A 26548-nucleotide genomic window follows, 5' to 3' on the forward strand; every position below is an offset into this window, starting at 1 on the left:
CTTGGCTCTGCGGGAAAGGACAAGGCGTTGCGCCTGCGCGTGGTGTGCGTTCGGCCCAGCAGATTCCTGGTCTGCCGGCGGTACACGCTCACCATCGCCTCTGACCTGCGGCAAAGGGCGGAATCGTCTGCTGCTGAGACGAGTTGGCCCGCACCATGGTCCGGATCTTGGTGCTTGTCGGCGTGCGAGTCCTGCGGTACCACATGGCACAGGTTGTAGAGACCGTCCAGGGACGTCTGCGCCAGTCCAGAGAGGGCATGAAATCGCAGGTCAGAGCCTCCTGGTCCAGGAAGGGCTGCCCAGTTGGTGATTGCTGTGTGATACGCGAGTGATACGGCGAGGCCCCGCAGGCGTCGGCCCACGGGACCGCTGCGCGGAGCCATGAGAGGACGAAGCCGCACCGGAGGGCTCCGGTGCGGCTTCGTCTGAGAGCGGGTGCTCCGGCGCGCACGACGTGGTCGGTGCCGCATGCGGTCCGTGTTCCTGTGGCGCTCTCAGGGTGCGCCGACTTTGCGATCGCACTCGCCCCGAGGCGCGGTGCCGCAGGGCTGCCCCACGCAGGCGGCGCCCTGAGAGACCACCTCCGAGGCCGGGCACGGGTCGGGCCCTTGTCAGTAGAGTGAGAGGGGTGAGGTTGAAGGAGTGAATGCCGCCCTTCAGGCTCCTGCCGCAGGCGACATCCCCGGGACACTCGAGGAATGGACCACGCCCGACATGCCTGCCGCATGCGCAACCCGGACGGAGAGGACGCCGGGGTGGGGTGCGCCGAACTCATCGGTGCGGCGGCTGCACACGGAGATCCGCCGCAGAACCGACGTGGCCGGGATCCTTTCCGACCGCGTCGCCCTGGTGCAGTTGTTGGCGCCGTCCCGGCCGAGCAGAACGGCGAATGGACCGCTTTCACCGCTGCGTGGCAACCACTTCAGTCGTTCTGCATTTTCCGGAGGTGCCGCCGCCGACTTCTGCCTGGCTGAAGATGCCCGTCGAGGCGTCCCGTTGCGTGCTGCCGTCATCGCACCGTCGAAAGCCGAGAACTCCGGCAGCGTGCAGAAGCCGCGATCGGCCATGGCTCGCGCGACTATCGACACGTACTCGTCGCAGGAGTCGCCGCCGATCAGGTCCGTCAGCGCATGTCTGTGAGCAGGGTGCGGAGTTCAGCCTCCTGCTGGGCCGGCGACATCGGCGGGTTCGAGTGGTCGATGCCGAAGGTCTTCAGGACCTGGTCCATCTGGGCGTCGATGAACGTCCAGCCGGTGTTGTCCAGCGGCTGCAACGACGCCTGGTCGGCATCCCAGAGGTCTCGCAGCGACTGGGCAGCCGCGTGGGCCCCCTTCGCGTTCCCCGACTGGGCGTCCTTGAGCGACGTCGACGCGAGTGCCTTCAGTGCGTCGACCTTCTTGGACGGGAAGTGCTTCACGGCCTGGCCGGGGGCGAGGTGCACGGTGGAGGTGGCGTCCTCCTCCGGCGCGGGGCCAACGTGCGGCTGGTTGTGCGCCCAGATCAGCAGGCTCATGGTGGCGACGGCGAGGAGGCCGAAGCCCGCCAGCGCGATGCGCTCCCTGCGCGGGTTGGCGGTGACCTGCGGGGTGTGCGTGGCGTCGTAGGTCTCGGTGACGTCGGAGCGCGTCACCGTCAGGTAGATGACGGTCGCCAGGATGAGGCCGAGGAAGATCAGGCTGGTGGTGAAGGTGCCCAGCGCGAGGCCGGTCGGCTCACCGGGCTGAGCAACCTTGGGGGAGGCGAGCCAGTCGCCGATGTTGGCGCCCAGCGGGCGGGTCAGGATGTAGGCGAGCCAGAAGGAGAGCACCGGGTTGGCGCCGAACTTCCACAGCAGCGTGATCGCCGCAATCAGGGCGAGCGGCAACAGGACCGAGACTCCCGGGGCCCAGCCGGTGAGCTCGAGGGTCCAGTCGCCGGTCGCGGTGCCGAGCGCGAAGGTGACGAGAACGGCGAGCCAGTAGAACGACTCACGCGGCAGCGTGGTGACCGAGTGGATCGACAGCGTGCGCTCACGCGCCCACCACACGCCGAAGACCGCGGCGAGCAGCACCGAGAAGACCGCGGAACTGATCCACAGCGGCACGTTGAGCTGGTCGGTCAGGATGTCGGTGTACAGCGTGCCCGTGACACTGACGACGACCACGGTCAGCCAGTACGGGAAGGGGACGTACCGCTTGAGCCGCAACTGGACGCCCAGAACCACCACGAACACCGCGGTGAAGATCCAGGCGGTGTTCACCAGGCCGACGCCCAGCTTCATGTTGATCCAGTCGGCGAAACTCTCACCGACGGTCGTGCAAAGGATCTTGATCACCCAGAACCAGATGGTGACCTCGGGAACCTTGTTCAGCATCAGCCGCCCGCCGCGGCGTGTGCGGGCTTCGCTCGTCGTCGTCATGCGACGAGATTGGTCCGGCCAACCTGCACACAACCTGACTACACAGCCGCCTGGGGTGTGGGGAAGGTCACTTCGACGCGGCCGTGACCATCCGCGACCGCGCGGACTGCCACTCCCGCGGACGCGGCGAGGCGCCTCACCACGGCCAGCCCCAGCCCGTGCCCGTTGCCGCCGGTCACGCCCGCATCGAAGACCCGGTCGACCTCCGCCGGATCGAACCCCGGGCCATCGTCCAGGACATTGATCACGGCGCCCTGCGGCTGGACACCCGCGGTGACCCAAACCCGCGAACTGGCATGCCGCAGGCCGTTCTCCAGCAGCGGGGACAACACAGCCACCACGAGTTCGCCTGCCACGGCGACATCGACATCGGCCGGGACGGCGAGCTCGATGGAGCGACCCGCTATCGCCTGTCGCGCCGCCGTCCTGAGATCGCAGCTGTCACCGCCACCGGTCCGTGTCCGGGCGGCACCCAGGATCGTCGTGATCGCCGTGTTCAGGCGGTCGACCTCGGTCAGAACAACCTCCGGGGCCAGATGATCACCGGAGAGTTGCGCCAACTGCGCCTCGCCCCGCAGGGCCGTCAAGGGCGTCCGCAACTCATGGGCGATTTCATCGGTGAGCCGACGCTCGTCCGCGAACGCGTTGTCTATACGGTCGAGCAGTCGATCGAGAGTCCGCCCCAGCTCCCCGAACTCATCGCGGGGAACGCCGAGGTCGAATCGGCGCCCGCTTTCGTGATCGCCCCACTCGTCGGCAAGAGCGGCCATTTCGTGAACCACCCGCAACGCACGACCCACCACGAGGTACGCGACGACGCCTGCGAGCAGGATCGCGATGCCACCCAAGATGAGCGACATCGCCAGACTGCGCTGCTCCGACGTCTCGTACGGCGTCAGGTCAACCCTCACGACCGCCACGACGCGGTGGCCTTCGAGCCTGACCGGCTGGGCATACAGAAGGTCATTGCCGACCGTGGTGGTGCGGGACTGCCCGGAGCCGGCGAGCGCCTCGACGCGGTCGAGGACGCCGCGCGGCACGAGCCCGTCGACGAGGTGCCCATCGGCGTAGACCCACGCGACCGTGTCCAGCGCTTCGTTGCCATTCTCGATCAGCACGACGTGGCCGCTGCGCACGGTCACGTTCGCCGCCACCGCCTCCGCACGCGTATGCGCCAGAGCATTCGCGTCGGCGTCGGTCACCCGGCTCAGCAACACGTGAGAGACCACCACCAGCACCGCGGCCACCGCTGTCGCGATCAGAACCGCAAGCGCGACGACCCTCCCACGGAAGCCCGTCACTGCCATCGATAGCCCACCCCTCGGACCGTCGCCAGACGGTCGGCCACGCCCAGCACACCGAGTTTGGTCCGCAGCCGGCGGATGAAGGAGTCGAGGGTGTTGTCGCTGACCTGCGCGCCATGCGGCCAGCCGGCAGCGACAAGGGCGTGACGGCGTACAGCGTCGCCCTGCGAGGCGATAAGCCTGCCCAGCAACCGGAACTCGGTCGGCGTCAGGCTCTCGCTCGCTGAACCGTGGATCACGACATGTCTCGCCGGGTCGAGAACGACGCCACTTCGCGAGGTCGTCGCGGTCGTTCTGCGCAGCAGGGCGCGGACCCTCACCAGCAACTCCGGGACGTCGAACGGTTTCGTCATGTAGTCGTCGGCTCCCGCCTCGAAGCCGCCCACCTTGTGATGCATGCCGTCCAGAGCGGTCAGCATCAGCACCGGAGCATCAACGCCACGCGCCCGCAGCGCCAGGCAGACATCGCGACCGTCGGCGTCCGGAAGCCCTAGATCCAGGACGACCAGGTGAGGGACCGGATCAAGGTTCCGCAGCAGGCTGTCCGCCGTAGAAGCGACCGCGACCCTGTGGTTGTCGTGCTCAAGCGCGCGCTTGAGCACGTCGCGGACCGCCGCGTCGTCCTCGCACACCACGATAAAAGCCACGCGCTGACCCTAGATACTCCAGAGAGAGTTCTCCATTCTCCCTGGTCAGCGTCCTGCTGGTCGCGACGTCCGTAACGGCTCCTGCACCTGCACCTCGTCATGGGCGTCGAACGGCGACCGTTCGAGGCAGGGCACGACCGCACGTTTGTCTGGATGCTGCGCGGACAAGTCGATTGCACCGTCAGGGTGAGCGTGAACGCGGCCAGGAAGATACCCGCCCCGGTCAGGTAGCCGAGGCGGACAGCACGCGGCCGCGCAGGTGCGGCTCGGCACGTACTTGGGTCAGAGCGTTGGCGGTGGTGGTGACGGTGACCGCGGCGTAGCCGGTGGGGATCAGCAGCGCCATGAATGTGCCGTAGCCCGGCATCAGGCCCAGCGCCGCTTCCAGTGCTCCGAAGACTGCGGTTGCGGTGACCAGGCGCCGGGCGGTGGGAGCCTGACCGCCGTGGGCCGCAAGCGCCGCGCCGGTGAGGCTGCCTGCCGCGTAGGCGGCCGAGAGCCAGCCGAAGGCGGCGGCGCCGGAGTGGAAGACCTTGATCGCCATGAGAGAGAGGGTGACCTGGAAGTTGAGGCCGAAGGTGCCCACGACGGCGATGAGAGTGATCGGCAGCAGCAGCTCCGGGGCGGCGGTGATGTGGCGGAACGCCTCGGTCAGCCATGGACCGTCGCGCTGAGGGCCGCTGGGCTCGCGTGGGGCGCCGGTGGGGGCGGTGATCAGGCCGTAGAGGACCGGCAGGTAGGAGACGGCGTTGATGAGGAACACCGGGCCGATGCCCATGGCGGCGACGGTCAGACCGGCCGCGGCGGGGCCGAGGATGCGGGCGACGTTGAACTGGGCTGAGTTCAGGCTGATCGCGGCGGGCACCCGCTCCCGGCTGACCAGTTCGGCGATGAAGGCGTTGCGGGCGGGGCTGTCCACGGCGGTGGCGGTGCCGAGGGCCAGGGCCAGCGCATGAACGGACCACAGGTTCACCGCCCCGGTGACGGTCAGCAGCCCCAGTAGCAGGGACTGCACCGCCATGGCGGTCTGCGTGACGAGCAGCAGCCGGCGCTTGGGGAACCGGTCGGCCAGAACACCCCCGGTGTGCGAGTCGGGCTGGGCGTGCCGGCCATGGTCGCTCTCCTCGGCTTCGCACTGGCCCGCTGGATCACCCGACCCCTCCGAGCCCTGGAATGCGCCACCAGGCAACTCGCCGACGGCCGCCTCACCGACCATCCGGCCACCGACCGCGGGCCGCCGGAACTACGGCAGCTGGCCACCTCCTTCACGCGCACGGCAAACCGGCTCCAGCACCTGCTCCGCGCCCAGGAAGCCTTCGCCTCCGAGGCGTCGCACCAACTGAAGACCCCGCTGACCTCACTGCGCCTGCGCCTTGAGAACTTCGAGCCCCATCTCGCCCCCTGCGCCCAGCACGGTCTCGACGAAGCCATCGGCGAAGTGGGACGGCTCAGCCGCATGGTGCAGGGGCTGCTCGCCCTGGCCCGCCCGGAGAACTCGGCGATTACACCGGAGGTCACAGACCTCGACGCCGTCGTCGCCGACCGCGCAGCGATCTGGACAGCGTTCGCCGGTGAACAGCGCGTCGACATCACCGTGGCCGAAAGCCCGGCCGGGCCGGTGTGGGCAGTCCCGGGAGCACACGAGCAGATCATCGACAACCTGCTTTCCAACGCACTGCGGGCGTCCCCTCCCGGCAGCACCATCACCCTCGCAACCGCAGCGGCACCCACCGACTCCGGCCGTACACCACTCATGGCCGAGCTGCACGTGGTCGATCAAGGGCCAGGCATGACCGAGACGGAGCGGCAACGCGCCTTCGACCGGTTCTGGCGTGCCACCGACGCCCACCACGACGGCACGGTCTCGGCCTGTCCATGGTCCGGCGGCTCACTCAGGCCAGCGGGGGAGACGTCACACTCGATCGAGGCCGCACCCGGCGGTGGCATCGACGCCCGCATTCGGCTCCGGCCCGTACGAGGGACTCGCATCCGAGGACATTCCGTCAGCCGCGCCGGGTCACCGCACCTCGCCCATGCCGGGGCAGCCGGCCAGGAACACGGGCAGGCGCGCCTCCTGGACGATGGCGCGGGCCACCGGGCCCAGACCGACGGGCCGCAGGCGACCGTCCTCGCCGTGGCGCGCCCCGCACCGGCGGGCAGGCGATGACGCGATCCGGACTCGACACGCGGTTCGCGACACCGGTCGGGCGGCCGGGGCAACAGAGGTGCAGCGGTCACCGGCGCCGGAGTGCCGCCGCTCGTTCAGGCGCCGGCCGCCGTGACGACGGCGTCGGTGGTGAAGCCGAGCAGGAGGCCGAGCAGGATGCACCAGGTCGTGAGTGTCTTCAGCCCGGTCCTGCGGGCGACCGCCAGCAGTTCGATGACGACATAGAGGATCGAGCCGGCGGCGAGGCCGAGGAAGGCGATCGACAGGGTGTCGTCGACCAGGTGCTGGCCGATGAGCGTGCCGAGGAAGGTGGGGCCGCCGCCGATCAGGCCGAGCCACAGCAGAGTCGGCCAGGACGGGCGTTCGCCTTCGGCGGCCAGGGGGGCGACGATGCCGAAGCCCTCGGTGGCGTTGTGCAGACCGAACCCGACGATCAGCAGGAGGGCGAGGGACAGCTCGCCCTGGGCCGCGGAGTTGCCGATGGCCAGGCCCTCGGCGAAGTTGTGCAGGCCGATGCCCGTGGCGATCATCAGCGCGAGCGAGCCTGCCTGACTGCGGGTCCTCGGTGCCAGCTCGGCGGTGGCGGCGGCACCGGGCCCGGGGCGGCTTGCGTAGGCGGCCCGGCGGCGGCCGGCCCAGGCGTCGTAGTGGACGAGCCCGGCCAGTCCGATCGTGAGACCCACGGCAAGGGTGATACCCCCGGACGCGACGCTCGCCCATGTGCGCTTGCTCAGCGCCTCGTCGACCGGTTCCCAGGCGTGGGTCAGGACGTCCCATACGAGGAAGGTCAGGATGCCGATGGCCACGGCGTTCAGGCCCGCCTTGAGGCGCGGGGCGGGCGTGCGCAGGCGACCGATGGGAAGGCCGAGGTAGATGGTGAAACCCGCGATGGCGCCGAGCAGGGCGATGTTCGCGCTGGACATGGAGACTCCGGTCTTTCGTGCAGAGGAAGCACACCGAAGTTAAGTCAGGTAAGGCTCGCCTAACAAGCTATGGGGTTCCGCTGCTGGGAAACTTGACGAGACCATTACGGGCAGTGCGGTGCGGTAATCCGTTGCGGATGGCCTCCGCACCCTCTTCGCCGGCTCTCGTGGCTGGGCGTGTCGCACGCCGAGGTCCGGGTGCACTGCGTAAAGCGGCGTTGCCGGTGCTCCGCAGTCACGGTGCATCGCCGTGAGTGCCTGTTTCCGATCCCCGGATTTGAGTAGCTTTGTGCCCTAGGCTGGCTGGGTGTCCGAGGGCGCCGGGCAGGCTGCGAGACGGGTTTGTGAGAGCTGTGGGGCTCGGCTGAGGCCGCAGGCTCCGCCTCGGGCGAGGTTCTGCTCGACGGCGTGCCGTGCCAGGCAGTGGCGTCGGGACCTGCGGTTGCGCAAGCGGGTCACCGCGGAACTGGGTGGCGTCAGCCGAGCCGAGTGCCCTGAATGCGGGGCCACTTGGGTTGCGGGGGTGGACCGCCGTTCGAACGCGGTCTACTGCTCGCGACGGTGTGTCACGCGAGCCTGGCGGGCGCGAAAGGAATCGTTCGACGAACGGTCACAGTGACCGCTTCGCGAACGCACCTGGATCGCCTCTTCGGTCAGAACCGGTGATCTCCAATCGTTTGTTGTGATCTTCCTATTGACGGTCTGGCGCTCGGTCGGAGAAGCGGGCTGGGTCTTGCCACGGCCGCGGGGCCGCGCCCCGGCTCCGCGGTGGGTGGTGAAACGCCATGCCCGAAGAGATCGAGATTGCCGACAAGGTCGGCAGCGTCAGCGCGGACCGGTACGCGGAGATCGTGGGCGAGCTGCGGAAGCTGGTGGAGACCGCGCCCGGGGTGTCCTTCACCGTCCACAAGGTCCTGGCCTCGATCACCGATGACGAGGAACGGTTCACCGCGATCACCAGCCCGCCCGAGGGCAAGGCCCGCTGGACACCGGACGAGGCCAGGCGCCGGGTCGGCCGGCAGGTGGAGCGCCCGGTCACCCCGCAGGAGAAGGTCAGCGCGATCCACACCCTGGCCACCGACGAGGAGGTCGCGGTCACCGTCACCAGCGACCTGCTGCGCCGCCCGACGGTGGTCGCGCAGGTCAGGCAGGAGGACAAGGTCCGGGTCGTGGAGGAGCTGACCCGTGACGACCATGTGGCCGCGACGGTGACCACCGGTCTGCTGCGCAGGCCACACGTCGCGTTCCGGCGATGTCGGACGACACCGCCCGCCACCAGGTCAACCATGCCCAGGTCGAGCGGGGCCGGCAGGCCCGCGAGCACTTCGAGGACACCAACCCCGTCGCGCCGGCGGTGAAGAACATCGACCGGTCGGTGGAGTTCCTGGACCTGGTCACCGCCTGCCATGCGTTTGTCGCCGCGGCCGGCCGACTCGTCCCCGGCATGCGCGACCGGCAGTTCGGCGACGACGAACGAGTCATCGTGCACGGGAACGTCGCCCGGGTCCGCGCGACCCTGGACTGGACCGAGACCGCCGTCGACACCGGCAAGGTCGACGTCGACAGCGAGCTGGCCCGACTCCTGCAAGGCGAGTAGCCGTGCCGCGCGCCTCGCAGCGCAGATCGCCGGCGGCCCAACGGCACGCCGACACCGTCCGCTTCGTGCTGTTCGAGGCACGGCCGGCCGGTCTGACCTTCCTCCAACCGGTCAGGTCCAGCGAACTGTCGCCCAGCCAGACCCGGGCGGGCCTGGCCTGCCTGCGCGACATCATCACCGAACGCAGTTGGCCGCCGCTGATCTGGACCCTGAAGGACGGCTACCAGTTCTGCGCCGACCCCGAGCAGCTCCAGGCATACGAGGTCGCGGTCATCCGCGGCAAGCTCACCGAGATCCGCCGCTTCATCACCGGGACCGTCGCCCCGCACGCCGCCCTGCAGCCCAAGGGCCGGTGGATCAAGCACCTGAACACCCAGCTCAACTCCGTGGAGTCCACGCTCGACGTGATCGTCGACTTCACCGACGCATGAACCGTCCGGACTGCCGCCTGCCTGGGGGCGCGGCAGTCCGGGGCTCCTGTCCAAGGGAGGAATCGTTGCCGCGGCCACGCTGCTACCCCTCCGACACCTGGGACGACGAGTGGGCGCTGATCGAGCCCCTGCTGCCGGTCCCGGCCTGCGACACCCCGACCGGCGGGCGCCCGGAGAAACACCCGCGCCGGGAGATCGTGGACGCGATCTACCCCCGGACGCAGCACTCAAGCCCCGCCGCCCCGGCCCGCACCGGAGCCGCTGTGCTGGCCGCCGCGGCCCGCGGACACCGCCGTCTGCGGCGGCCCAGCCCCCCGTCGACGCAGGCGAGGAAGGCCGGGCGGGTGAATTCCTCTCCCACGGATCGAGCCGATGGCCGACTCCGGCTCGCGGCCTGCCTCCCGCCGGTGATGGAGTCGCTTCCGGGGGCCAGTGGACAACCTCTACCCGAGGAAAGAACATGACACGCTTCGCCGTACGGGCGGCCCTCGCCTGCCTGTCCACCGTCGCGGCGGCCGCGGTGCTCGCCGCCCCCGCGTCGGCCACCGCCCCGTCCGCGGCCTCCGCGCCCGGTGCTTCCGCGGCCACCACCGCGCTCGCGGCCCGCGCGCTGAACCCCCAGACGCTGGCCGACCTCGACACGTCCATGCGGGGCGAGGCCTTCGCCAACGCCTCGTACACCTTCTATGCCGCCCAGGCCGACCGCGAGCACCTCCCGGTGACCGCGCAGACCTACCGGCGCACCGCCTCCGTCGAGCTCAACGAGCACTTCCGCGAGGAGGCCGCTCTGGCGGGCGTGGTCGGCAGCGACGCGAGCAACCTGCGCGCCGCGATCGCCGGCGAGACGTACGAGACCACCACCATGTACCCGACCTTCGCCCGGGAGGCCGCGCAGGACGGCGACATCAACGCTGCCGCGCTGTTCACCGAGATCGGCCACGACGAGGCGGCTCACCTGGCCAGGTTCCAGGCGGCCTTGCAGGTCGTGGAGACCGGCCGCGGCCGCATCCCCGCGCCGCCGCCCGTCGACGCCGTCCAGGTCCCGGCCGGCGGCCCGCAGGTGCACTCCGCCCGTACCCTGGCCAACCTCGACACCGCCATGCACGGCGAAGCCCTCGCCCACGCCCGCTACACCCTGTACGGCGAGCACGCGACGGCCGACGGGCGCACGGCGCTGGGCCGCCTGTTCCAGGGCACCGGGCAGGTCGAGCTGCGCGAGCACTTCGCCGACGAGGCCGTGCTGTACGGCCTGGTCGGCACCACGCACCAGAACCTCGTCAAGACCATCGCCGGCGAGACCTACGAGGCGACGGTCATGTACCCGACCTTCGCCCGCCGCGCCGACGCCGTCGGCGACCACCAGGCGGCCCGCCTGTTCCGCCACAACGCCGCAGACGAGGCCGGACACGCCCGCGCGTTCCAACGGCTCCTGGACAACCCCCGCTGACAAGCCGGCAGCACCGACCTCCTTCAGCTCCCGTCACAACGATCGTGGGACGCCTGCCCGGCCTGGCGGCGTCCCACCGCTGTCGGCCCCCGACCAGTGCAGCAACCCGCTGCCCGCTGCGCACGCATCGAGCATCTGGTTCAGAAACAGGTACCGAGATGGACGTGTCGCCACAGACGGCCAGGACAGCGTGGGCGACGTTCTTCTCCTCCAGACCGATCGCATCTCGGGCCTGCTGCGTCAGTACGCCGCCCCGCCCGCGTTGCTGACGGATGGCGACCTTCGTACCGTGGGGCAGTGGCTGGGCGTGCAAGAGGGCGGCGGCGTCGAGGAGTTCGGCGATGGTGGTGGCGGTGATGCCGGCCTGGGTGAACAGGGCCTGCTGGGTCATGGTTGGGGTGGCCTCCGCCGCGGTATGCGAGGCTGTGGCACGCCGTCCGGCCTCGGACCGGCCCGCGTCCACGGCCAGCACCGGTATCGCTCGTGTCACCCGGCGGGCAGTGCGCGAGAAGGCGCGGGGATAACCGAAGGACTCCAGGTGCAGCAGCGCCAGGTCGGTGTGGCGGTTGCTCTCCCACTGCTGGAGCATGTCGTTGTCGCTGAGGTCGTACTTGTCGCCGAGCGAGACGAAGGTCGACACCCCGATGCCGAGCCGGGCCAGCCCGTCCAGCAGCGCGATGCCGACACCGCCGGACTGCACGGCGACCCCGGCGGTGCCTGGTCCGGGGTGCTGGGCGGCGAAGGTGGCGTCCAGGTGGACGTGGTCCTCGGTGTTGGCAAGGCCCAGGCAGTTCGGGCCGCCGAGCCGCATGCCGTGGCGTCGGCACGCCTCCATCAGTGCGCTGCTCTCCTGTGCGTCCAGGCCCGCGGACACCACGAGCAGGGCGCGCACGCCGACCCTCCCGCACTCCTCGGCCATATCGGGAACGGCTGCGGCTGGTACGGCGCGATCACGGCGAGGTCCGGCACCTGCGGTAGGTCGGCGACGGACCGTAGGCATGTGCTCTGGTGATCGCGGCGGCCTCCGGATGCACGGCGAACAGCCGCCCGGCGTAGGAACCGTTGTCGATGTTCCGCAGGATCGCGCGCCCGACCGGCCCGGGCCTGCGGCGCGCGCCTATCACCGTGATGCAGCAGCGGCTGCAGACTGATGACGTCGGCGACCCAACCTCGGGCCTCGTCCGCGCTCAAGTAGGTTTCATTCTCTGTGAGTTCGACCGTGCGGTGCATCTCCGGTCCGTCGAAGTGGCGGGTGACGCGGCAGCCCAGGTCGTGGAAGACCTTCAGTGCGTCGTGGTTCTCGGCCAGGGCGTCGGCGCTGAACGCGGTGATGCCTGCCGTACGCGCGGCGTCCGTGAGGTGTTCCAGCAGGAGGGTGGCCACACCTCGGTGGTGCCAGTCGTCGGCTACGGCCACCGAGATCTCCGCCCTGCCGCCGCCCGGCAGAACCTCGTGCTCGGCCAGCCCCACAAGCCGTTCACCGCACTCGGCGGCCAGCGCGCGCTATCCGGACCGTTCGCCCCTGGCCACCCGCTCGGCGGCCTGCCGGGCGAAGGACGGGCTGACGGAGAAGTTGGGCCGCACCGTGGAAGATGAGGGCCCTCTTGCAGCCCGCACGGTCGCCTGGCGGCTGCACGCGTCCGGGGCTCCTCGGGCGTTTTCTCGGACCTCCCAAATTGCAGATCCTCCTGACGAAGGGAGTCTCCAAACACGCCGGAGAGGCCAGACTTCAGCTTGTCGGCTATTACGGAGAGTGAAGTCACTTGATCCTGGATCACAACCGCCTGGGCTTCAGTCCAGTCGGCTCGTGAACCGTCAGCCGGCACGGTCCGAAACCCGTGCTGGTTCGGTGCTGACTTTGAGGCCGCCGCGGTGGCAAAACCACAGGTCCTAGCCCCGTTCGAATGAGTTGTCGTACCACTCGATGGTGGTCCCGATCAGACTGGCGGCGACGATTCTGCCGAGGCCGGTCGAGGGCGGGGGAGCGGTGTTTCCGGAGGCCATGTGCGCCACTTCCTTGTGTGCGGTGGGGAGGGGGAACGTGTCGGCACACCGTAGGAAGCCGCAGGTCAGGTACACATGTGGTGGGGCTACATAGTTTGGGGGTGGGTTGTGCGCGCGGTCACCATGCCGGCTCGCGCACGGGTGGTTCGAGGGCTCGAAAACGGTCGAGGCGGGGGGCGTCCGGGTCGCGTGGTCCGGGGTGATCCGGTGGGGTGGTGCTGTGAAAGCCCACGTCATCACCCGTCTTCACGCCTCCCGTGCTGACTTCGCGGGCCGCCGCCGAGGCCGCGCTCGCCGGGCGGGCGCGTTGCCGGCGCGGCCGACGAGAGCGGAGCCTCCTTCGGGCCGTCGGTGACGATCCCCCTCACTCCTCGGCGGCGGGCCCTTGCGGTGGGCCGGAGGCCAGGAATCTGGCGGCGAAGTTCGCCAACTGCGCCCGCAGTTCCTCCCGCGGCACGCACGCTTCCCCGGCCAGGTACTCGACCAAGTCGGCTCGTGTCGCGGCGAGTAGGGCGTGGGCGGTGAAGTCGCTGTCGGTCAGGCCGGGAATCCGCTCCAGTACGGCTCGGAGCAGGCTGTGCCACCGCTCGTAATGCTCCGCCTGGTACGGGCTGCCGCTCCCGCCTTCCTCCAGGGCCAGCGCGAGGCGCCGGTTGTCGAGCTTGAAGCACAGGACGGCGTCGAGCAGGGCGGGCACGCGATCCTGTGGCGGGGCCGCGGGCCCCAGGGGCGGTGGGCCGGTCTCGACGGCCTCCCTGATCGGTTCGAGCCGTACCTCGTACAGCGCGCGGAGCAGCCCGGCGCGATCGCCGAAGGCCCGGAAGATCGTGCCCTTGCCGACGCCGGCCGCCGCCGCGACGTCGGCCATGGTGACGTCCTCGGGACTTCCGCGACGGGCGAAGAGGGCGTCGGCGGCCGCGAGGACGGCCTCCCGGTTGCGGGCGGCGTCCTTGCGGGATCTGCGCTCGGGCATGCTGCTCCTTCGTTTGCAAACCGGACCCACGGTCCGTATTGTCAAAACGGACCCGCAGTCCGGATTCTATGAGCTGGAGGACACCCATGTCCGCACCGACTTCCCCGGCGGATCTGTACCGCCACAGCCTGCGGCTGCTGCTCGAAAAGAACATTCCCGCGTGGGTCGCCCTGTGGGCCGGGGACGGCCTCATGGAGTTCCCCTTCGCCCCCGACGGCCTGCCACGGCGTCTGGAGGGCAAGGAGGCCATCGCCGCCTACATGCGTCACTATCCCGACCACATCGATCTGCACGGCTTCCCCGACCTGCGGATCCACCGGAGCACCGATCCGGAGACCATCGTGGCCGAGATGCGCGGCGTCGGCCGCGTGGTGGAGACCGACGCCCCCTTCGACATGAGCTACATCGCCGTCGTGACCGTTCGGGACGGGCACATCACCTCCTACCGCGACTACTGGAACCCCCTCGCCGTCCTCGGGACCGGCATCGACTTCGCCAGGAGCGGCCGATGACCACTGCTGGCACTACCTTGGTCATCGGTGCCACCGGCACCACCGGCAGCCGCACCGCCGCGCAGCTGACGGCCGCGGGCCACCGCGTCAGAGCCGCCAGCCGTCAGGCCACTCCGGTCGCCGGCGCCGAGCCGGTCCCCTTCGACTGGTACGACCCCGCCACCCACGCAGCCGCCCTCGACGGAGTCGACCGCGTCTACCTCGTACCGCCCCTGGGCGAGTCCGACCCGGCGGCGGTCATGCTCCCGTTCCTCCGGCTGGCCCGCGCCACGGGCGTGCGCCGCGCGGTGCTGCTGAGTTCCTCGGCGATCCCCGAAGGCGGCCCGGCGGTGGGAACGGTGCACCAGGCCCTGCCCGATCTGTTCGACCAGTGGGCGGTACTGCGGCCCTCGTGGTTCATGCAGAACTTCACCGGTACGCACGCACACGCCGTGAGTATCCGTGCGGACGGAGTCATCCGGACCGCCACCGAACGCGGCCGGGTCGGCTTCGTCGACGCGGGGGACATCGCGGCCGTGGCCGTCCGCGCCCTGACCGACGAACAAGCCCTCGACACCGATCTCGTCATCACCGGCCCCGAGGCACTCGGTTACGACGACATCGCCGTGATCATCACCGAGGTCACCGGTCGGCCCGTTACCCACCGCCGGCTGTCCTACGAGCAGATGCGCGATCACCTCGCGGCGCAGTTGCCGGTGGAGTTCGCCGCGATACTGGCCGGCATGGACCGTGCCATCGCCGAAGGAGCGGAGGACCGCGTCACCGACACCGTCCAGCGCCTCACCGGTCGGCCCGCGCGCACCTTCCGGGCCGTCCTTGAGAGGGAGACGCGACGCCACAGCTGACGGTTCGTGACCCTGCGTCATCTCGGCCTGGCCGCCTACGGCGGCTGTGTCCGTGCCGACGGCCGGTCTTCGCCGACATGCGCCAGCCGGGAGGGGACCCCGTTCGCTCCCGGCGCAGCCGGCCTCGGCGGGGCACCGGCCGTCACGCCGTGTCGGGCCGGGACTCGTAGTGCAGGGCGTAGAAACGGCCGTCCTCCTCGTACCCCGTGGGGTCGCCGCCCAGCGCCCGTACCGCCGCGATCGCGTAGCGCCGTTCCCGCTCGTCGGTGAAGAGGCGCTGCGGATAGACGCGGGAGACATCGACGGTGGTGCTCAGACCGTGTACGGCGAGTGCTCGGGCGATCGGCTCGTACGACACCGTCCGCAGCATGAACGCGCTGACCCACAACGGTCTGCGGGCGCCGTCCAGCAGCGCCGTGAACGTCCGGGCGGTGATGTAGCTGCCGCCGCCCGTCAGGGTGACGAGGCCGATGTCGGCGAGGGCGCGTCTCAGGCCGGGGCTGGGTGGGCCCTGCTCCAGATCGTCGGTGAAGGCGGCGTCCAGCAGACCCACCTCAAGCGCGTAACGCACGGCGGGAGCCGAGACGTCCAGGCCGTACACCGGCACCGCGTCCGGCCGGCGCCGCGCGGCGTAGAACGCCTTGTCGGACGCCGTGAGTTCCTCCGTCGACATGGTCCGGGCGGCAGGGGAGGCGTACCGCTCGTACATCTCGGCCAGCGTCACGTCGTGGTTGAGCAGCGCGGCGTTGATTCCGTACGAGCAGCACAGGTCCAGCACCGCCGTCTTCTGGGCGCCGGCGTCGTGGAGCGCGGCCCGGTCGGCGGCGGTCCGCCGGAAGACCGGCTGGGCATGGTGCGGGATCTCGTACTCCAGCGGCGCCAGCCGTCCGAAGTACGCGCGGGGATCCGGCCGGCCGTAGATGTCCTCGAACCGTGCCTTGCCGCCCGTGACACCCTCGGTACCGCCAGAGCCAGGTCCGGCCATGACGCACTCCTCCTCGTGCGACGCCTCCGTACCTGCATCATCATCTGTCTCCTGCGCCCGGCACGCATGTCACACCGAGGGTCTGCGCACCTGGTCGCTCCGAAGCGCCGACCGCACGACGATGACGCCCTCGGCGCCTTCGGGACGCCGGCCCGTCCGCCCGAAGGACCGCCACCACCGCACGCGCGGTCGATTCCTACCGCCCCTGCGAAGGCGCGCCGCGTTCCGGACCCGCGGACGTCGTCGTCCCGGCAGGGACGGGAAGCCGCAGTGACATCAGCCAGCCGACGACGGCCAGCGCGGCCATGCCGATGGCCGAGACGGTCAGCGCCCGCTCCCTGGCATATGCGTTGATCCCTACCAGCCCACTGGCCGCGGTGCCCGTGATGCCCCGTGCCGCCGCCCTCGCGCGCAGGGCGTCGTCGGACATGGCGGTGATCTGGACCTGGTGATCCACCGCCTGCGTCACCAGCTCCTTCTGGGCGCCGGAAAGCACTCTGCTGTCGTTCACCCCGGCCTCGAACCCGTACAGCAGCGATGCGGTCATCAAGGCACCGGCGAGTGCTACCCCGAACGAGCTTCCCAGATAGCCGGCCGTGTAGGAGAGCCCTGTCACATCGCTCAGCTCGTCCCGCTCGGGCGCCGACTGGACGAGATCGGTGAGTGTCGTGGCCATGCCCCGGCCGAGTCCGATGAGGAGCACGCCCGGGGCGAGTGCCAGGCCCACCGCCGCGACTCCCTGCGCACGCGGACTGAACAGGACGGCGACGGCCACGCAGCCGACGCCCATGCAGAGGAACGCCCCCATCGACGCGGCACGGTGGGTCGTCCTCCCCTGCCCGATGCGCCTGGCGGTCGGCGGGGCTGCCAGCATGAGCCCCAAGCTGATCGGAAGCAGCACGACCCCGCAGTGCAGCGCGCCGAATCCGAAGGTCGTCTGGAGGAAGACCGGCAGGAGGAAGAGCACGCCGTTGGGCACCAGGATCAGCATCAACTGGGCGGAGATCCCGGCCCTGACCGTGCGGTTTCGCAACACCGTCACGCGGACCAGCGGGTCCCTTCCACTCCTGCCGAGACGCAGTTCCCATCCGGCGAAGGCGGCCAGCACCACCAGTCCCGTACCCGCCATGACGGGAACGGGTGAGAGATCGCCACGCTTCAGCAGCGTGTGGCCGAGCACCGCGAAATCCTGCCGGGCCCTGAGCAGGCCGTACCGCCCCGCCAGCAGGGCCGAGACGACGAGCAGGACCAGCCCTGTCGTGGACAGCAGCACCCCGCGGGTGTCGAAGCGCTGTCCGGGGCGTCCCGGGAACGACCCGGCGTCGACCGTGTACCGCATGGACCATGTCACGGCCAGGGTGACCGCGGCTCCCAGGAGGAACGACACGCGCCAGGTCAGGTAGTTGGTGACCAGGCCGCCCACAACCGGGCCGGCCGCCGCACCGATTCCCGACGTCATGGCCACCGTGGACAGCACCCGGGTACGCGCGGCCCCGGTGAAGGTGGTGGTGAGCATCGCCATGAGCGCCGGAAGCATCAGGGCGACGCCGAGCCCCTGGAGCATCGACCAGCCGAGCAGGACGACCGGCAGGCTCGGGGCGGAGGCGGCGATCAGCGCGCCCGGAACGAAGATCCCGCCGCCGACGGCGAAGGTCCGCCGGTACCCGTGGCGTGCGCCGAGTTTGCTGCCGCTGATCACGAACGCGGCGACCACCAGCGCGTACAGCGAGATCGCCGACTGCACACCGACCAGGCTCGTGTCCAGGTCCCTGACGAGCGCGGACAGGGCCACGTTCATGGCGGTGGCGGTGTAGTTGATCAAGAGGTTCTCGGCGGCGAGGAGGAGGAACAGCGTCCTGGAGGCCGGTGACGTCCCCTCCTCGATCGGTCCGCCGATCCACCGTGCCCCGTTTCGCCCATGCACGAATGCGTCCCACCGTTCGGTCGCCGGCCCGAGGCGGGGCCTGCCGCTCCAGGACCGGCCTTCTCGTTTCCGATTCCCGGTCCAGGGTGCACGCCGTGCCCGCCGCGGGCTTGTGGGACGCGCCAGCACGGATCCGAGCGGGCGACACCGAGGGCCGGTGCCGCACGGGAAGGGGGCCGCGGTTGTTTCGGTCGGACCTCATGACAGGTATGACATAGTCGTTTCAGGAGCTTCAAGCAGGTGGGGAGTAGTCATGTCCGTCGAGTGGGAGCCCGTTCGCCAGGCTCGCACGCATGAACTCGTGCTGGAGAGCATCGAGCAGCGGGTGGTCGCAGGCGAGCTCAAGGCCGGGGACCGGTTGCCCCCCGAGCGTGAGCTGGCGCCCGTTCTCGGTGTCAGCCGGTCCGCCCTGCGGGAGGCGCTGCGCGTGCTGGAGACGATCGGCGTGCTGGTCGCCCAGTCCGGCCGTGGTCCCGACGCCGGAGCGCGCATCGTGCGCCACCCGGACGACGCCCTCGGCCGGCTGCTCCGCCTGCACGTCGCGCTGGGCAGCTACAGCCTGCAGGACGTCCTCGAAGCGCGGGTCACGCTGGAACGCCACAGCTTCGAGGCCGCCGCCGGGAACGCCCCGTTGGAGGACATCGAGGAGGCGGAGCGGATTCTTCACCGGATGCGCGCGCCGGGCGTGGAGGTGGCGGAGTTCAGCGACCTGGACACCCGGTTCCATGTCCTGATCGCCCGCGCCTCCGGCAACCAGCTCATCTCCACCCTCACCGCGGCCGTACGCGAGTCGGTGCGGCCGATGATCCTCCGCGCCCTGGAGGCGGCCGAGGACTGGCCCGCCACGGCGGGCGCCCTGAACGACGAGCACGCGGAGATGCTGCGCCTGCTGCGCGCCGGCGAGGGCGTCCAGGCGGCCGACGTGGCCGAGAAGCACATTCGCGGCTTCCACGGCGGGCTGGTCGACGACAAGCGCTGACCGGCCGGCGCCGGGCATGTACCGGCTCGGTGGTCGGCAGGCGTCCGGCGGGATCCCGGCGGCCGGTCGGTGGGCACCTGTCCGGCGGGGCAGAGCGCCGGGCAGGCGGGTGCCGGATCGGTCGGCCGCTTTGAACGGGTGCGCGGCCACCGGCCGGTCGAGGTACCGGACGGCGGCCGACGCGCATCCGCGGGCGGCCGGCGTCTGTCCCGCGGCGGCCGGACGGGGGAGCGGGCCGGGCAGGGCTGCCCCGGCCCGCTCGTCATGCCATGTCCGTCACGGCAGCATCCACGACAGCACCGGCGTCGACTGGAGGTAGACCAGTACGCCGAGCACGGCCAGCATGGCCACGCTGTAGCCGAGGACCTTGCGCAGCAGAACCCGCTCGGACCCCGGCTGATCCACGGCGGTCGCGGCGATCGTCAGGTTCTGCGGGCTGACCAGTTTGCCGACCACGCCGCCGGAGGAGTTCGCGGCCACCAGCAGGGTCGGGTCGATGCCCGCGGCCTTGCCCGCGCTCTGCTGGAGGGTGGCGAACAGGGCGTTCGCGGACGTGTCGGAGCCGGTGACGGCGGTGCCCAGCCAGCCCAGGGCGGGGGAGAGCAGGGCGAAGACCGAGCCGACCGCGGCGAGCCAGGTGCCGATGGCGACGGTCTGGCCGGACTGGTTCATGACGTAGGCGAGCGACATCACGGTGGCGACCGTGGCGATGGCGCCCCGCATGGTCTTCAGGGTGCTGCCCGCGGCGGCCAGCCCCATGCGGCCCGACATCGGGAAGCGGGCCCGATCGTCGGCCAGGCTGTAGACGAGCATCACCAGGAGGCCGGAGATGATCAGCAGGGTGCCGGGGTTGCCCAGGACATCCAGCTTGTAGACGGCGCTGGCCGAGGGGGTGCCGTCGGCGCCCACCAGGTTGCCGTACAGGCCGGGCCAGTCGAACTTGACGGCGGCCTTGCCGAGCAGCGCGGGCATGTCGACGCCCACGGTCAGCTTGGCGAGGGCGAAGACCACGATCACCAGGGCGTACGGCAGCACGGCCAAGGTGACGCGGCGTCGGGTCAGCGGCTCGGTCTCGACCTGGGAGCGCTGGTCCTCGGGGGTCTGCGGCGTCCAGAAGCGCAGCATCACCACCGCGGCGGCGAAGGCGACCAGCGACGCGACCACGTCGGTGAGCTCGTACGCGAAGTGCGTGGAACACCAGAACTGGACGACGGCGAAGACGCCCCCGGTGACCAGGGCGACGGGCCACAGCTGGCGGAAGCCGCGCACCCCGTCGACCAGGAAGAGCAGCAGCATGGGGACGAAGAGGGCGAGCACCGGAGTCTGGCGGCCGACCACGGCGGCGATGTCCTCGGGCTTGATGCCGGTGAGGCTGCCGCCGGTGGTGATCGGGATGGCCATGGCGCCGAAGGCGACGGGCGCGGTGTCGGCGACCAGAACGGTCACGGCGGCCTTGACCTTGGGCAGGCCTATCGCCATCAGCATGGCGGCCGTGATCGCGACGGGGGCGCCGAAGCCAGCGAGGGCCTCCAGCAGTCCGCCGAAACAGAAGGCGATCAGCATCGCCTGGATCCGCAGGTCGCCGCGGCCGACGGCGCTGAAGGAGCGGCGTAGGTCCTCGAACCGCTTGCTGACGACGGTGAGTTCGTAGAACCAGATGGCAGCCACGACGATCAGCATGATCGGGAAGAGGCCGTTGAACAGGCCCTGCGTGGCGGACAGGACGCCGAGGCGCACGGGCATCCCGTAGCCGACTGTCGCGACGAGCAGCGCTGTGACCAGGGAGCCGAGCGCCGACTGGAGGGCCGATCGCCTGGCCGCCATGAGGAGCAGGAAGAACACGGCCAGCGGTACCAGGCCCAGCAGGGCCGTGCCGGTCAGGCTGCCCCCCACGGCGTGCACATCGGGGGTGTAGGCCGCGAAGACGGCCGGTGGCGCGGTGGACACGTACGTGCTCCTCCTTGAGCTGCGACTCCTGCGACTGCTGCGCGCCTGTACCGGTGCCGTGTGCACGGCCGGAATCCGCCGGTCCGGTCCCGCCGGTCGGCACGTGATGTGGCGCATGTCGCTGATGAACGGCAATCAGTAGGGCATCGATGATGTCGCATGTCAATAAGGTCGGACCGAAACGTGTCCGATCGAAATCCGGACGTGGGGTTCTATGGTCTGACCTAGTATGGTCGGACCGTAAGTCAGCTCCTCGCCCTTCCTCGCGTCCCTCGCTCGTTCCACGGAGGTGCCATGCGCATCGGACTCTTCGCCACCTGCCTCGGGGACACGCTGTTCCCCGACGCGGTCAAGGCCACCGCGGTCCTGATCGCCCGCCTCGGCCATGAGGTGGTCTTCCCGCCCGCGCAGACCTGCTGTGGCCAGATGCATGTCAACACCGGCTACCAGCGCGAACCCGTCCCGCTGGTGCGGAACTTCGCCGAGCAGTTCGGCGACCCGTCGATCGACGCGGTGGTCATGCCGTCCGGCTCGTGCGCGGGCTCGGTCCGCCACCAGCACCCGATCGTGGCCGAGCGGTACGGGGACGCGGCACTGCGCGACGGCGTCGCGACCGTCAAGGCCAAGACCTACGAGCTGTCGGAGCTCCTCGTCGACGTGCTCGGCGTGACCGACGTCGGCGCCTACTTCCCCCACCGGGTCACCTACCACCCCACCTGCCACTCGCTGCGCATGCTGCGGGTGGGGGAGAAGCCGCTGCGGCTGCTGCGCGCGGTGGACTCCATCGACCTGGTGGAACTGCCCGAGGCGGACGCCTGCTGCGGTTTCGGCGGCACCTTCGCGGTCAAGAACGCCGACACGTCCGGCGCCATGCTCCAGGACAAGACGGGCAACATCCTGTCCACCGGCGCGGACGTGTGCACGGCGGGCGACTCCTCCTGCCTGATGCACATCGGCGGCGGCCTGTCCCGCGTCGAGTCCGGCACCCGCACCCTCCACCTGGCGGAGATCCTCGCCTCGACCCGCACCTCGCCCTTCGTGTTCCCGAAGACGGAGACCACCGCCCGATGAGCAGCACCTTCCTCGGCATGCCCGCCACCCCGCCCCGCTCCCCGTTCGGAACCGGCAACCTGCGCGGTGAGCGGAAGTTCCCCGAGGCCGCCCGCGACGAGCTGCGCAACGAGCAACTGCGCGGCAACCTGCGCAAGGCCACCCACTCCATCCGCGCCAAGCGGCTCGCGGTCACGTCCGAACTGCCCGACTGGGAGCGGCTGCGCGACGCCGGCTCGGCGATCAAGGCCGACACCATGAACCGGCTGCCCGAGCTCCTCGAACAGCTGGAACGCAAGGTCACCGAGCACGGGGGCACCGTGCACTGGGCGCGGGACGGCGTCGAGGCCAACGAGATCGTCACCCGCCTGGTCAAGGAGACCGGCAGCGACGAGGTCATCAAGGTCAAGTCGATGGCCACCCAGGAGACCGGCCTCAACGAGCACCTGGAGAGCCAGGGCGTCACGGCGTACGAGACCGACCTGGCCGAACTGATCGTGCAGCTCGCCCACGACAAGCCGTCGCACATCCTCGTACCGGCGATCCACCGCAACCGCGACGAGATCCGCGACATCTTCCGCTCCGCCATCCCCGGCGTCGATCCGCGACTGGACTCCGTGCCCGCCCATCTGGCCGCCGCGGCGCGGGCGTACCTGCGGGAGAAGTTCATGAGCGTCCCGGTGGCGGTCTCCGGTGCCAACTTCGGCATCGCCGAGACCGGCACCCTGTCGGTCGTCGAGTCCGAGGGCAACGGCCGGATGTGCCTGACCATGCCGAAGACGCTGATCACCGTCATGGGCATCGAGAAGATCCTGCCCCGCTACCAGGACCTGGAGGTCTTCCTCCAGCTGCTGCCGCGGTCCTCCACCGGTGAGCGGATGAACCCGTACACCTCGATGTGGACCGGCGTCGTCCCCGGCGACGGACCGCAGGAGTTCCACCTGGTGCTTCTCGACAACGGCCGCACCGCCGCGCTCGCCGACCGGATCGGGCGTCAGGCACTGCACTGCATCCGCTGCTCGGCCTGCCTCAATGTCTGCCCGGTGTACGAACGGGCCGGCGGCCACGCCTACGGCTCCACCTATCCGGGCCCCATCGGCGCCGTACTCACCCCGCAGCTCGCCGGCATGGACGCCGCCAAGGACGACCCCAACAGCTCGCTGCCGTACGCCTCCAGCCTGTGCGGGGCCTGCTTCGACGCCTGCCCGGTGAAGATCGACATCCCGTCGCTCCTGGTCGAGCTGCGGCACCAGCACACCGAGCACGCCGGAGCCACCGCCGAGAAACTGGCGATGAAGGCCGCGGCGACGGTCATGAGCCGGCCCGGTCTGTTCACCGCCGCGCAGAAGGCGGCCGGCGCGGGCGGCAGGGTGCTGGCCGGACGCGACCGGAAGATCTCGCGTCTCCCGGCGCCGTTCGACGGCTGGACCGACACCCGGGACATCCCGGCACCGCCCCGCCGGACCTTCCGCTCCTGGCTGGCCTCCGCCGAGGGCGAGGCCGCCTTGCGGTCGGCCGCCGAGGAGGGCGCCCGGCTCGGGGGCGACGCCGTCCGGCACGATGCTCAGCACGACGCCCACGAGGAGGGGAACCGATGACCACGACCGCACGGGAGACGGTGCTCGGCCGGGTCCGGGACGCCCTGGCCCTGTCCGGCCGGGTGCCGGACCCGGAGGAGGACGCGGCGGGACCGGCGGTGCCGCGCGCCTACCGCACCGGCCGCACCCTGCCCGACCACGAACGTCTCGAACTGCTCGTGGACCGCCTGGTGGACTACAGGGCGGCGGTGCGCACCTGCGTCGCCGCCCGCACCTCCGAGGTGATCGCCGAGGCCCTCCGCGAGCGCGGCGCCCGCCGGGTCGGCGTGCCCGCCGGCCTCGACGAGACCTGGCTCGCCGGGTACGACGGAGAGGTCCTGCGCGACTCCTCGGACCTGCCGGCGCCGCGACTCGCCGTCCTCGACGGCGTGGTGACCGCGTCCGCGGTGACCTGCGCGGAGACCGGCACGATCTTCCTGGACGGCTCCCCGGACCAGGGCCGGCGCGCGCTGTCGCTCGTGCCGGACCTGCACGTCTGCGTCGTGGACCTGTCGTCGGTGGTCGTCGGCGTGCCGGAGGCGGTCGCCCGGCTGGTCCCGGAGCGGCCCACGACGCTGATCAGCGGCCCGTCGGCGACGTCCGACATCGAACTGGAGCGCGTCGAGGGCGTGCACGGCCCGCGCACCCTGGTCGTGGTGATCCGCACCGACGCCTGAGCCGCGAACGGCGGCGGCGCCGCGCCGCCGTCGTGGCGCCGCCGTGCCGGTCCGGCCCAGGCGTGCGCCGAGGCGGAGCCCCGGGCGGAGGGGCGAGGTGCCGGCCCTGTGATGCCGAGCAGCGGTGGCGAGCCCTGGCGGCCCACTGCTCGCCTCGGGCAGGTCAGCGGCCTGGGACGCGGGGGCCGGTCACTGTGCCGGGATCGCGCGTACCAGGTGCTTGCTCATGATGGAGACGCGGTTGAAGGCGTTGATGGTGATCGTCACCCAGACCACCGCGGAGATCTCGTCGTCGGTCAGCACACGGCGGGCGTCGTCGTAGGCGTCGTGCTGCGCGGCGGCGTCCGCCGGGCTGGTGGTCGCCTCCGCGAGGGCGAGCGCCGCCCGCTCCCGGGGACTGAACAGCTCGGTGTCGCGCCACGCCGGGAGCACACCGAGTCGCTGGGTGGTCTCCCCGGCGCGCAGCGCGGCCCGGGTGTGGACGTCGAGGCAGTAGGCGCAGCCGTTGATCTGCGAGACGCGCAGGTTGACCAGCTCCACCAGCCTGCGGTCCAGGCCGGCGTCGGCCGCGACCGCCCGGACCTCCTCGGCGGTCCGGGTCAGGGCCCGGTACGCCCGTGGACTGCGCTTGTCGACGAACACCCGTCGGCTCGCCTGCGCCTGGGTCGGATCAGTCACCTGCACTCCTTCGGCGGGCCGCTTCCGGCGGCTCCGGGACGGCCGCACTCTCGGGGAGTAGCGCCCGTGATCACCCGCATGATAGTTGAATTAACAACGAAAGCGGGAGGTGCTTCATCATGAGCGACGCCGAGGCTCATTCCATCGAACCGTCGCGCGGTCCGACCGCGGGCGGGGAGGCAGGCCCACGGGTGGAGGTCCTGTCCGCACGGGACGTCCCCCTGGGCGGCCCGCGCGCGATGACGGTACGGCGCACCCTGCCGCAGCGCGCCCGGACCCTGATCGGCGCCTGGTGCTTCGCCGACCACTACGGGCCCGACAATGTCGCCGAGACCGGCGGGATGGACGTCGCCCCGCACCCCCACATCGGACTCCAGACGGTGAGCTGGCTGTTCAGCGGTGAGATCGAACACCGCGACAGCCTGGGCACCCACGCCTTCGTGCGCCCCGGCGAACTCAACCTCATGACGGGCGGACACGGCATCGCCCACTCGGAGGTCTCGACCCCCGCGACCACGGTGCTGCACGGGGTCCAGCTGTGGGTGGCGCTGCCCGGAGAGCGCCGACACACCGCGCGCGCCTTCCACCACCACGTCCCGCGCCCGGTCCCGTTGGACGGTGGCGAGGTACGGGTCTTCCTCGGCTCGCTGGCCGGCGACACCTCGCCCGTGCCCACCTTCACCCCGCTGCTCGGCGCCGAAGTCACCCTCCAGCCGCACGCGAGCGTCACTCTTGCCGTCGACGAGCGCTTCGAGCACGGTCTGCTGGTCGACCGGGGCGAGGTCCGGCTGGCCGGAACGCCGCTGGGCCGGTCCGACCTCGGCTACCTCGGCCCCGGTCGGACGACGCTGAGCATCACCAACACCACCGACGGCGCGGCCCGGACGATCCTGCTCGGCGGCCCGCCCTTCGGCGAACGGATCGTCATGTGGTGGAACTTCGTCGGCCGCGCTCACGACGAGATCGTCCGGGCCCGGGAGGAATGGCAGCACGCCTCCGACCGCTTCGGCGAGGTCATGGGCTACGACGGGGACCGACTGCCCGCCCCGGCCCTGCCGGGCGCCCCCATCCACCCGCGCCGGAATCCCGCACCCCCGACCCCCGAAAGGCATCCCATGGCCACGCCCGCCGCCCCCGTCGTCCGACGAGTCGAGGACAAGCACCGGTACGAGATCCTGGTCGACGGTGTACTCGCCGGCTTCACCGAGTACCTGGACCGTGACGAGCAGCGCGTTTTCTACCACACCGAGACCGGCGACGCCTTCGCCGGACAGGGCCTCGCGTCCCGCCTGGTCCAGCAGGCCCTGACCGACGTGCGCGACGCGGGAAAGCGCATCGTGCCGGTCTGCCCGTACGTGGCGGGATTCCTGGAGAGGCACGACGAGTTCGCCGACATCGTTGACCCGGTCACCCCGGACGTCAGGCACTGGCTCCGCGAGGCACTGCGCTGACCGGATACCGAGGTCGTCCTCGCCCGCTCGGT

General features: G+C 70.7%; 20 protein-coding genes and 4 pseudogenes. 13 read left to right on the plus strand and 11 right to left on the minus strand.

All coding sequences use genetic code 11. The annotated features are described in order from the left end of the window. Positions 1-1123 precede the first annotated feature (1123 nt). The 4 genes from ACWDD7_RS08200 to ACWDD7_RS08215 all read right to left on the minus strand — a co-directional run bounded on the left by ACWDD7_RS08200 (position 1124) and on the right by ACWDD7_RS08215 (position 5565). Positions 1124-2398, minus strand: coding sequence for a COG4705 family protein (locus ACWDD7_RS08200; protein WP_450456780.1), 1275 nt, complete (start codon positions 2396-2398; stop codon positions 1124-1126). Between the two features lie 38 nt (positions 2399-2436). After that, on the minus strand, positions 2437-3705 hold the full coding sequence (locus ACWDD7_RS08205) for a sensor histidine kinase (protein ID WP_450456781.1): 1269 nt from the start codon (positions 3703-3705) through the stop codon (positions 2437-2439). After that, entirely contained in the window at positions 3696-4349 is a 654-nt protein-coding gene (locus ACWDD7_RS08210; protein ID WP_450456782.1) for a response regulator transcription factor, read from the minus strand. Before ACWDD7_RS08210 ends, ACWDD7_RS08205 begins: the two co-directional genes overlap by 10 nt. A 223-nt stretch (positions 4350-4572) precedes the next feature. After that, entirely contained in the window at positions 4573-5565 is a 993-nt protein-coding gene (locus ACWDD7_RS08215; protein ID WP_450456783.1) for an MFS transporter, read from the minus strand. On the opposite strand from ACWDD7_RS08215, the gene ACWDD7_RS08220 reads away from it, so the two are divergent. Next, on the plus strand, positions 5461-6516 hold the full coding sequence (locus tag ACWDD7_RS08220) for a sensor histidine kinase (RefSeq protein ID WP_450456784.1): 1056 nt from the start codon (positions 5461-5463) through the stop codon (positions 6514-6516). The two genes, ACWDD7_RS08215 and ACWDD7_RS08220, sit on opposite strands and share 105 nt — an antisense overlap. A gap of 95 nt (positions 6517-6611) precedes the next feature. Here the strand turns inward: ACWDD7_RS08220 and ACWDD7_RS08225 are convergent, their stop codons facing one another. Then, on the minus strand, positions 6612-7439 hold the full coding sequence (locus tag ACWDD7_RS08225) for a ZIP family metal transporter (protein ID WP_450456785.1): 828 nt from the start codon (positions 7437-7439) through the stop codon (positions 6612-6614). Positions 7440-8224: 785 nt separating this feature from the next. On the opposite strand from ACWDD7_RS08225, the pseudogene ACWDD7_RS08230 reads away from it, so the two are divergent. The 4 genes and pseudogenes from ACWDD7_RS08230 (at position 8225) to ACWDD7_RS08245 (ending at position 10914) form a co-directional block, all read left to right on the plus strand. After that, a pseudogene (locus ACWDD7_RS08230) lies at positions 8225-9036 on the plus strand (DUF6192 family protein). A gap of 2 nt (positions 9037-9038) precedes the next feature. After that, the gene (locus tag ACWDD7_RS08235; protein WP_450456786.1) at positions 9039-9467 is read left to right on the plus strand and encodes a RacP protein; all 429 of its coding nucleotides are present in this window, start codon (positions 9039-9041) and stop codon (positions 9465-9467) included. 65 nt (positions 9468-9532) lie between these two features. Further along, a pseudogene (locus ACWDD7_RS08240) lies at positions 9533-9676 on the plus strand (transposase); the annotation flags it as partial. A 251-nt stretch (positions 9677-9927) separates the two neighbouring features. Beyond that, positions 9928-10914: a rubrerythrin family protein gene (locus ACWDD7_RS08245; protein ID WP_450456787.1), complete on the plus strand. Its 987-nt coding sequence runs from the start codon at positions 9928-9930 to the stop codon at positions 10912-10914. Positions 10915-11125: 211 nt separating this feature from the next. Here the strand turns inward: ACWDD7_RS08245 and ACWDD7_RS08250 are convergent. Further along, positions 11126-12531: pseudogene (locus tag ACWDD7_RS08250) on the minus strand (GNAT family N-acetyltransferase); the annotation flags it as partial. Positions 12532-13282: 751 nt separating this feature from the next. Beyond that, the gene (locus ACWDD7_RS08255) at positions 13283-13891 is read right to left on the minus strand and encodes a TetR/AcrR family transcriptional regulator (protein ID WP_450456788.1); all 609 of its coding nucleotides are present in this window, start codon (positions 13889-13891) and stop codon (positions 13283-13285) included. Between the two features lie 86 nt (positions 13892-13977). Between ACWDD7_RS08255 and ACWDD7_RS08260 the strand changes: the two genes are divergently transcribed. After that, on the plus strand, positions 13978-14403 hold the full coding sequence (locus tag ACWDD7_RS08260; protein ID WP_450456789.1) for a nuclear transport factor 2 family protein: 426 nt from the start codon (positions 13978-13980) through the stop codon (positions 14401-14403). Beyond that, positions 14400-15248: an NAD(P)H-binding protein gene (locus tag ACWDD7_RS08265; RefSeq protein ID WP_450456790.1), complete on the plus strand. Its 849-nt coding sequence runs from the start codon at positions 14400-14402 to the stop codon at positions 15246-15248. Before ACWDD7_RS08260 ends, ACWDD7_RS08265 begins: the two co-directional genes overlap by 4 nt. Positions 15249-15390: 142 nt before the next feature. On the opposite strand, the gene ACWDD7_RS08270 is transcribed toward ACWDD7_RS08265, so the two are convergent. Further along, positions 15391-16233, minus strand: a complete 843-nt coding sequence (locus tag ACWDD7_RS08270; RefSeq protein ID WP_450456791.1) for a hypothetical protein — start codon at positions 16231-16233, stop codon at positions 15391-15393. A 196-nt stretch (positions 16234-16429) separates the two neighbouring features. Then, on the minus strand, positions 16430-18157 hold the full coding sequence (locus ACWDD7_RS08275) for an MFS transporter (protein ID WP_450456792.1): 1728 nt from the start codon (positions 18155-18157) through the stop codon (positions 16430-16432). Positions 18158-18410: 253 nt separating this feature from the next. Here ACWDD7_RS08275 and ACWDD7_RS08280 point away from each other — a divergent pair, with 253 nt between their 5' ends. Beyond that, on the plus strand, positions 18411-19136 hold the full coding sequence (locus tag ACWDD7_RS08280) for a FadR/GntR family transcriptional regulator (RefSeq protein WP_351865082.1): 726 nt from the start codon (positions 18411-18413) through the stop codon (positions 19134-19136). A gap of 276 nt (positions 19137-19412) precedes the next feature. On the opposite strand, the gene ACWDD7_RS08285 is transcribed toward ACWDD7_RS08280, so the two are convergent. Then, the gene (locus ACWDD7_RS08285; protein WP_450456793.1) at positions 19413-21083 is read right to left on the minus strand and encodes an L-lactate permease; all 1671 of its coding nucleotides are present in this window, start codon (positions 21081-21083) and stop codon (positions 19413-19415) included. Positions 21084-21377: 294 nt separating this feature from the next. Here ACWDD7_RS08285 and ACWDD7_RS08290 point away from each other — a divergent pair, with 294 nt between their 5' ends. From ACWDD7_RS08290 to ACWDD7_RS08300, 3 genes are read left to right on the plus strand one after another with little or no spacing between them, the layout of a single operon-like run. Further along, positions 21378-22154: a (Fe-S)-binding protein gene (locus ACWDD7_RS08290; RefSeq protein WP_351865077.1), complete on the plus strand. Its 777-nt coding sequence runs from the start codon at positions 21378-21380 to the stop codon at positions 22152-22154. Beyond that, positions 22151-23731: a LutB/LldF family L-lactate oxidation iron-sulfur protein gene (locus ACWDD7_RS08295; RefSeq protein WP_351865074.1), complete on the plus strand. Its 1581-nt coding sequence runs from the start codon at positions 22151-22153 to the stop codon at positions 23729-23731. Before ACWDD7_RS08290 ends, ACWDD7_RS08295 begins: the two co-directional genes overlap by 4 nt. Continuing rightward, positions 23728-24387 carry a LutC/YkgG family protein gene (locus ACWDD7_RS08300; protein WP_450456794.1) on the plus strand — a complete coding sequence of 220 codons (660 nt, stop codon included), beginning with the start codon at positions 23728-23730 and terminating at the stop codon, positions 24385-24387. Before ACWDD7_RS08295 ends, ACWDD7_RS08300 begins: the two co-directional genes overlap by 4 nt. 189 nt (positions 24388-24576) lie before the next feature. On the opposite strand, the gene ACWDD7_RS08305 is transcribed toward ACWDD7_RS08300, so the two are convergent. Further along, positions 24577-25065, minus strand: coding sequence for a carboxymuconolactone decarboxylase family protein (locus ACWDD7_RS08305; protein ID WP_450456795.1), 489 nt, complete (start codon positions 25063-25065; stop codon positions 24577-24579). A 119-nt stretch (positions 25066-25184) separates the two neighbouring features. Here ACWDD7_RS08305 and ACWDD7_RS08310 point away from each other — a divergent pair. Beyond that, a pseudogene (locus ACWDD7_RS08310) lies at positions 25185-26153 on the plus strand (pirin family protein); the annotation flags it as partial. Positions 26154-26180: 27 nt separating this feature from the next. Next, positions 26181-26516, plus strand: a complete 336-nt coding sequence (locus ACWDD7_RS08315; protein ID WP_351865126.1) for a GNAT family N-acetyltransferase — start codon at positions 26181-26183, stop codon at positions 26514-26516. The last annotated feature ends 32 nt before the right edge of the window (positions 26517-26548 follow it).

It is taken from the genome of Streptomyces sp. NPDC001056, from assembly GCF_053598955.1.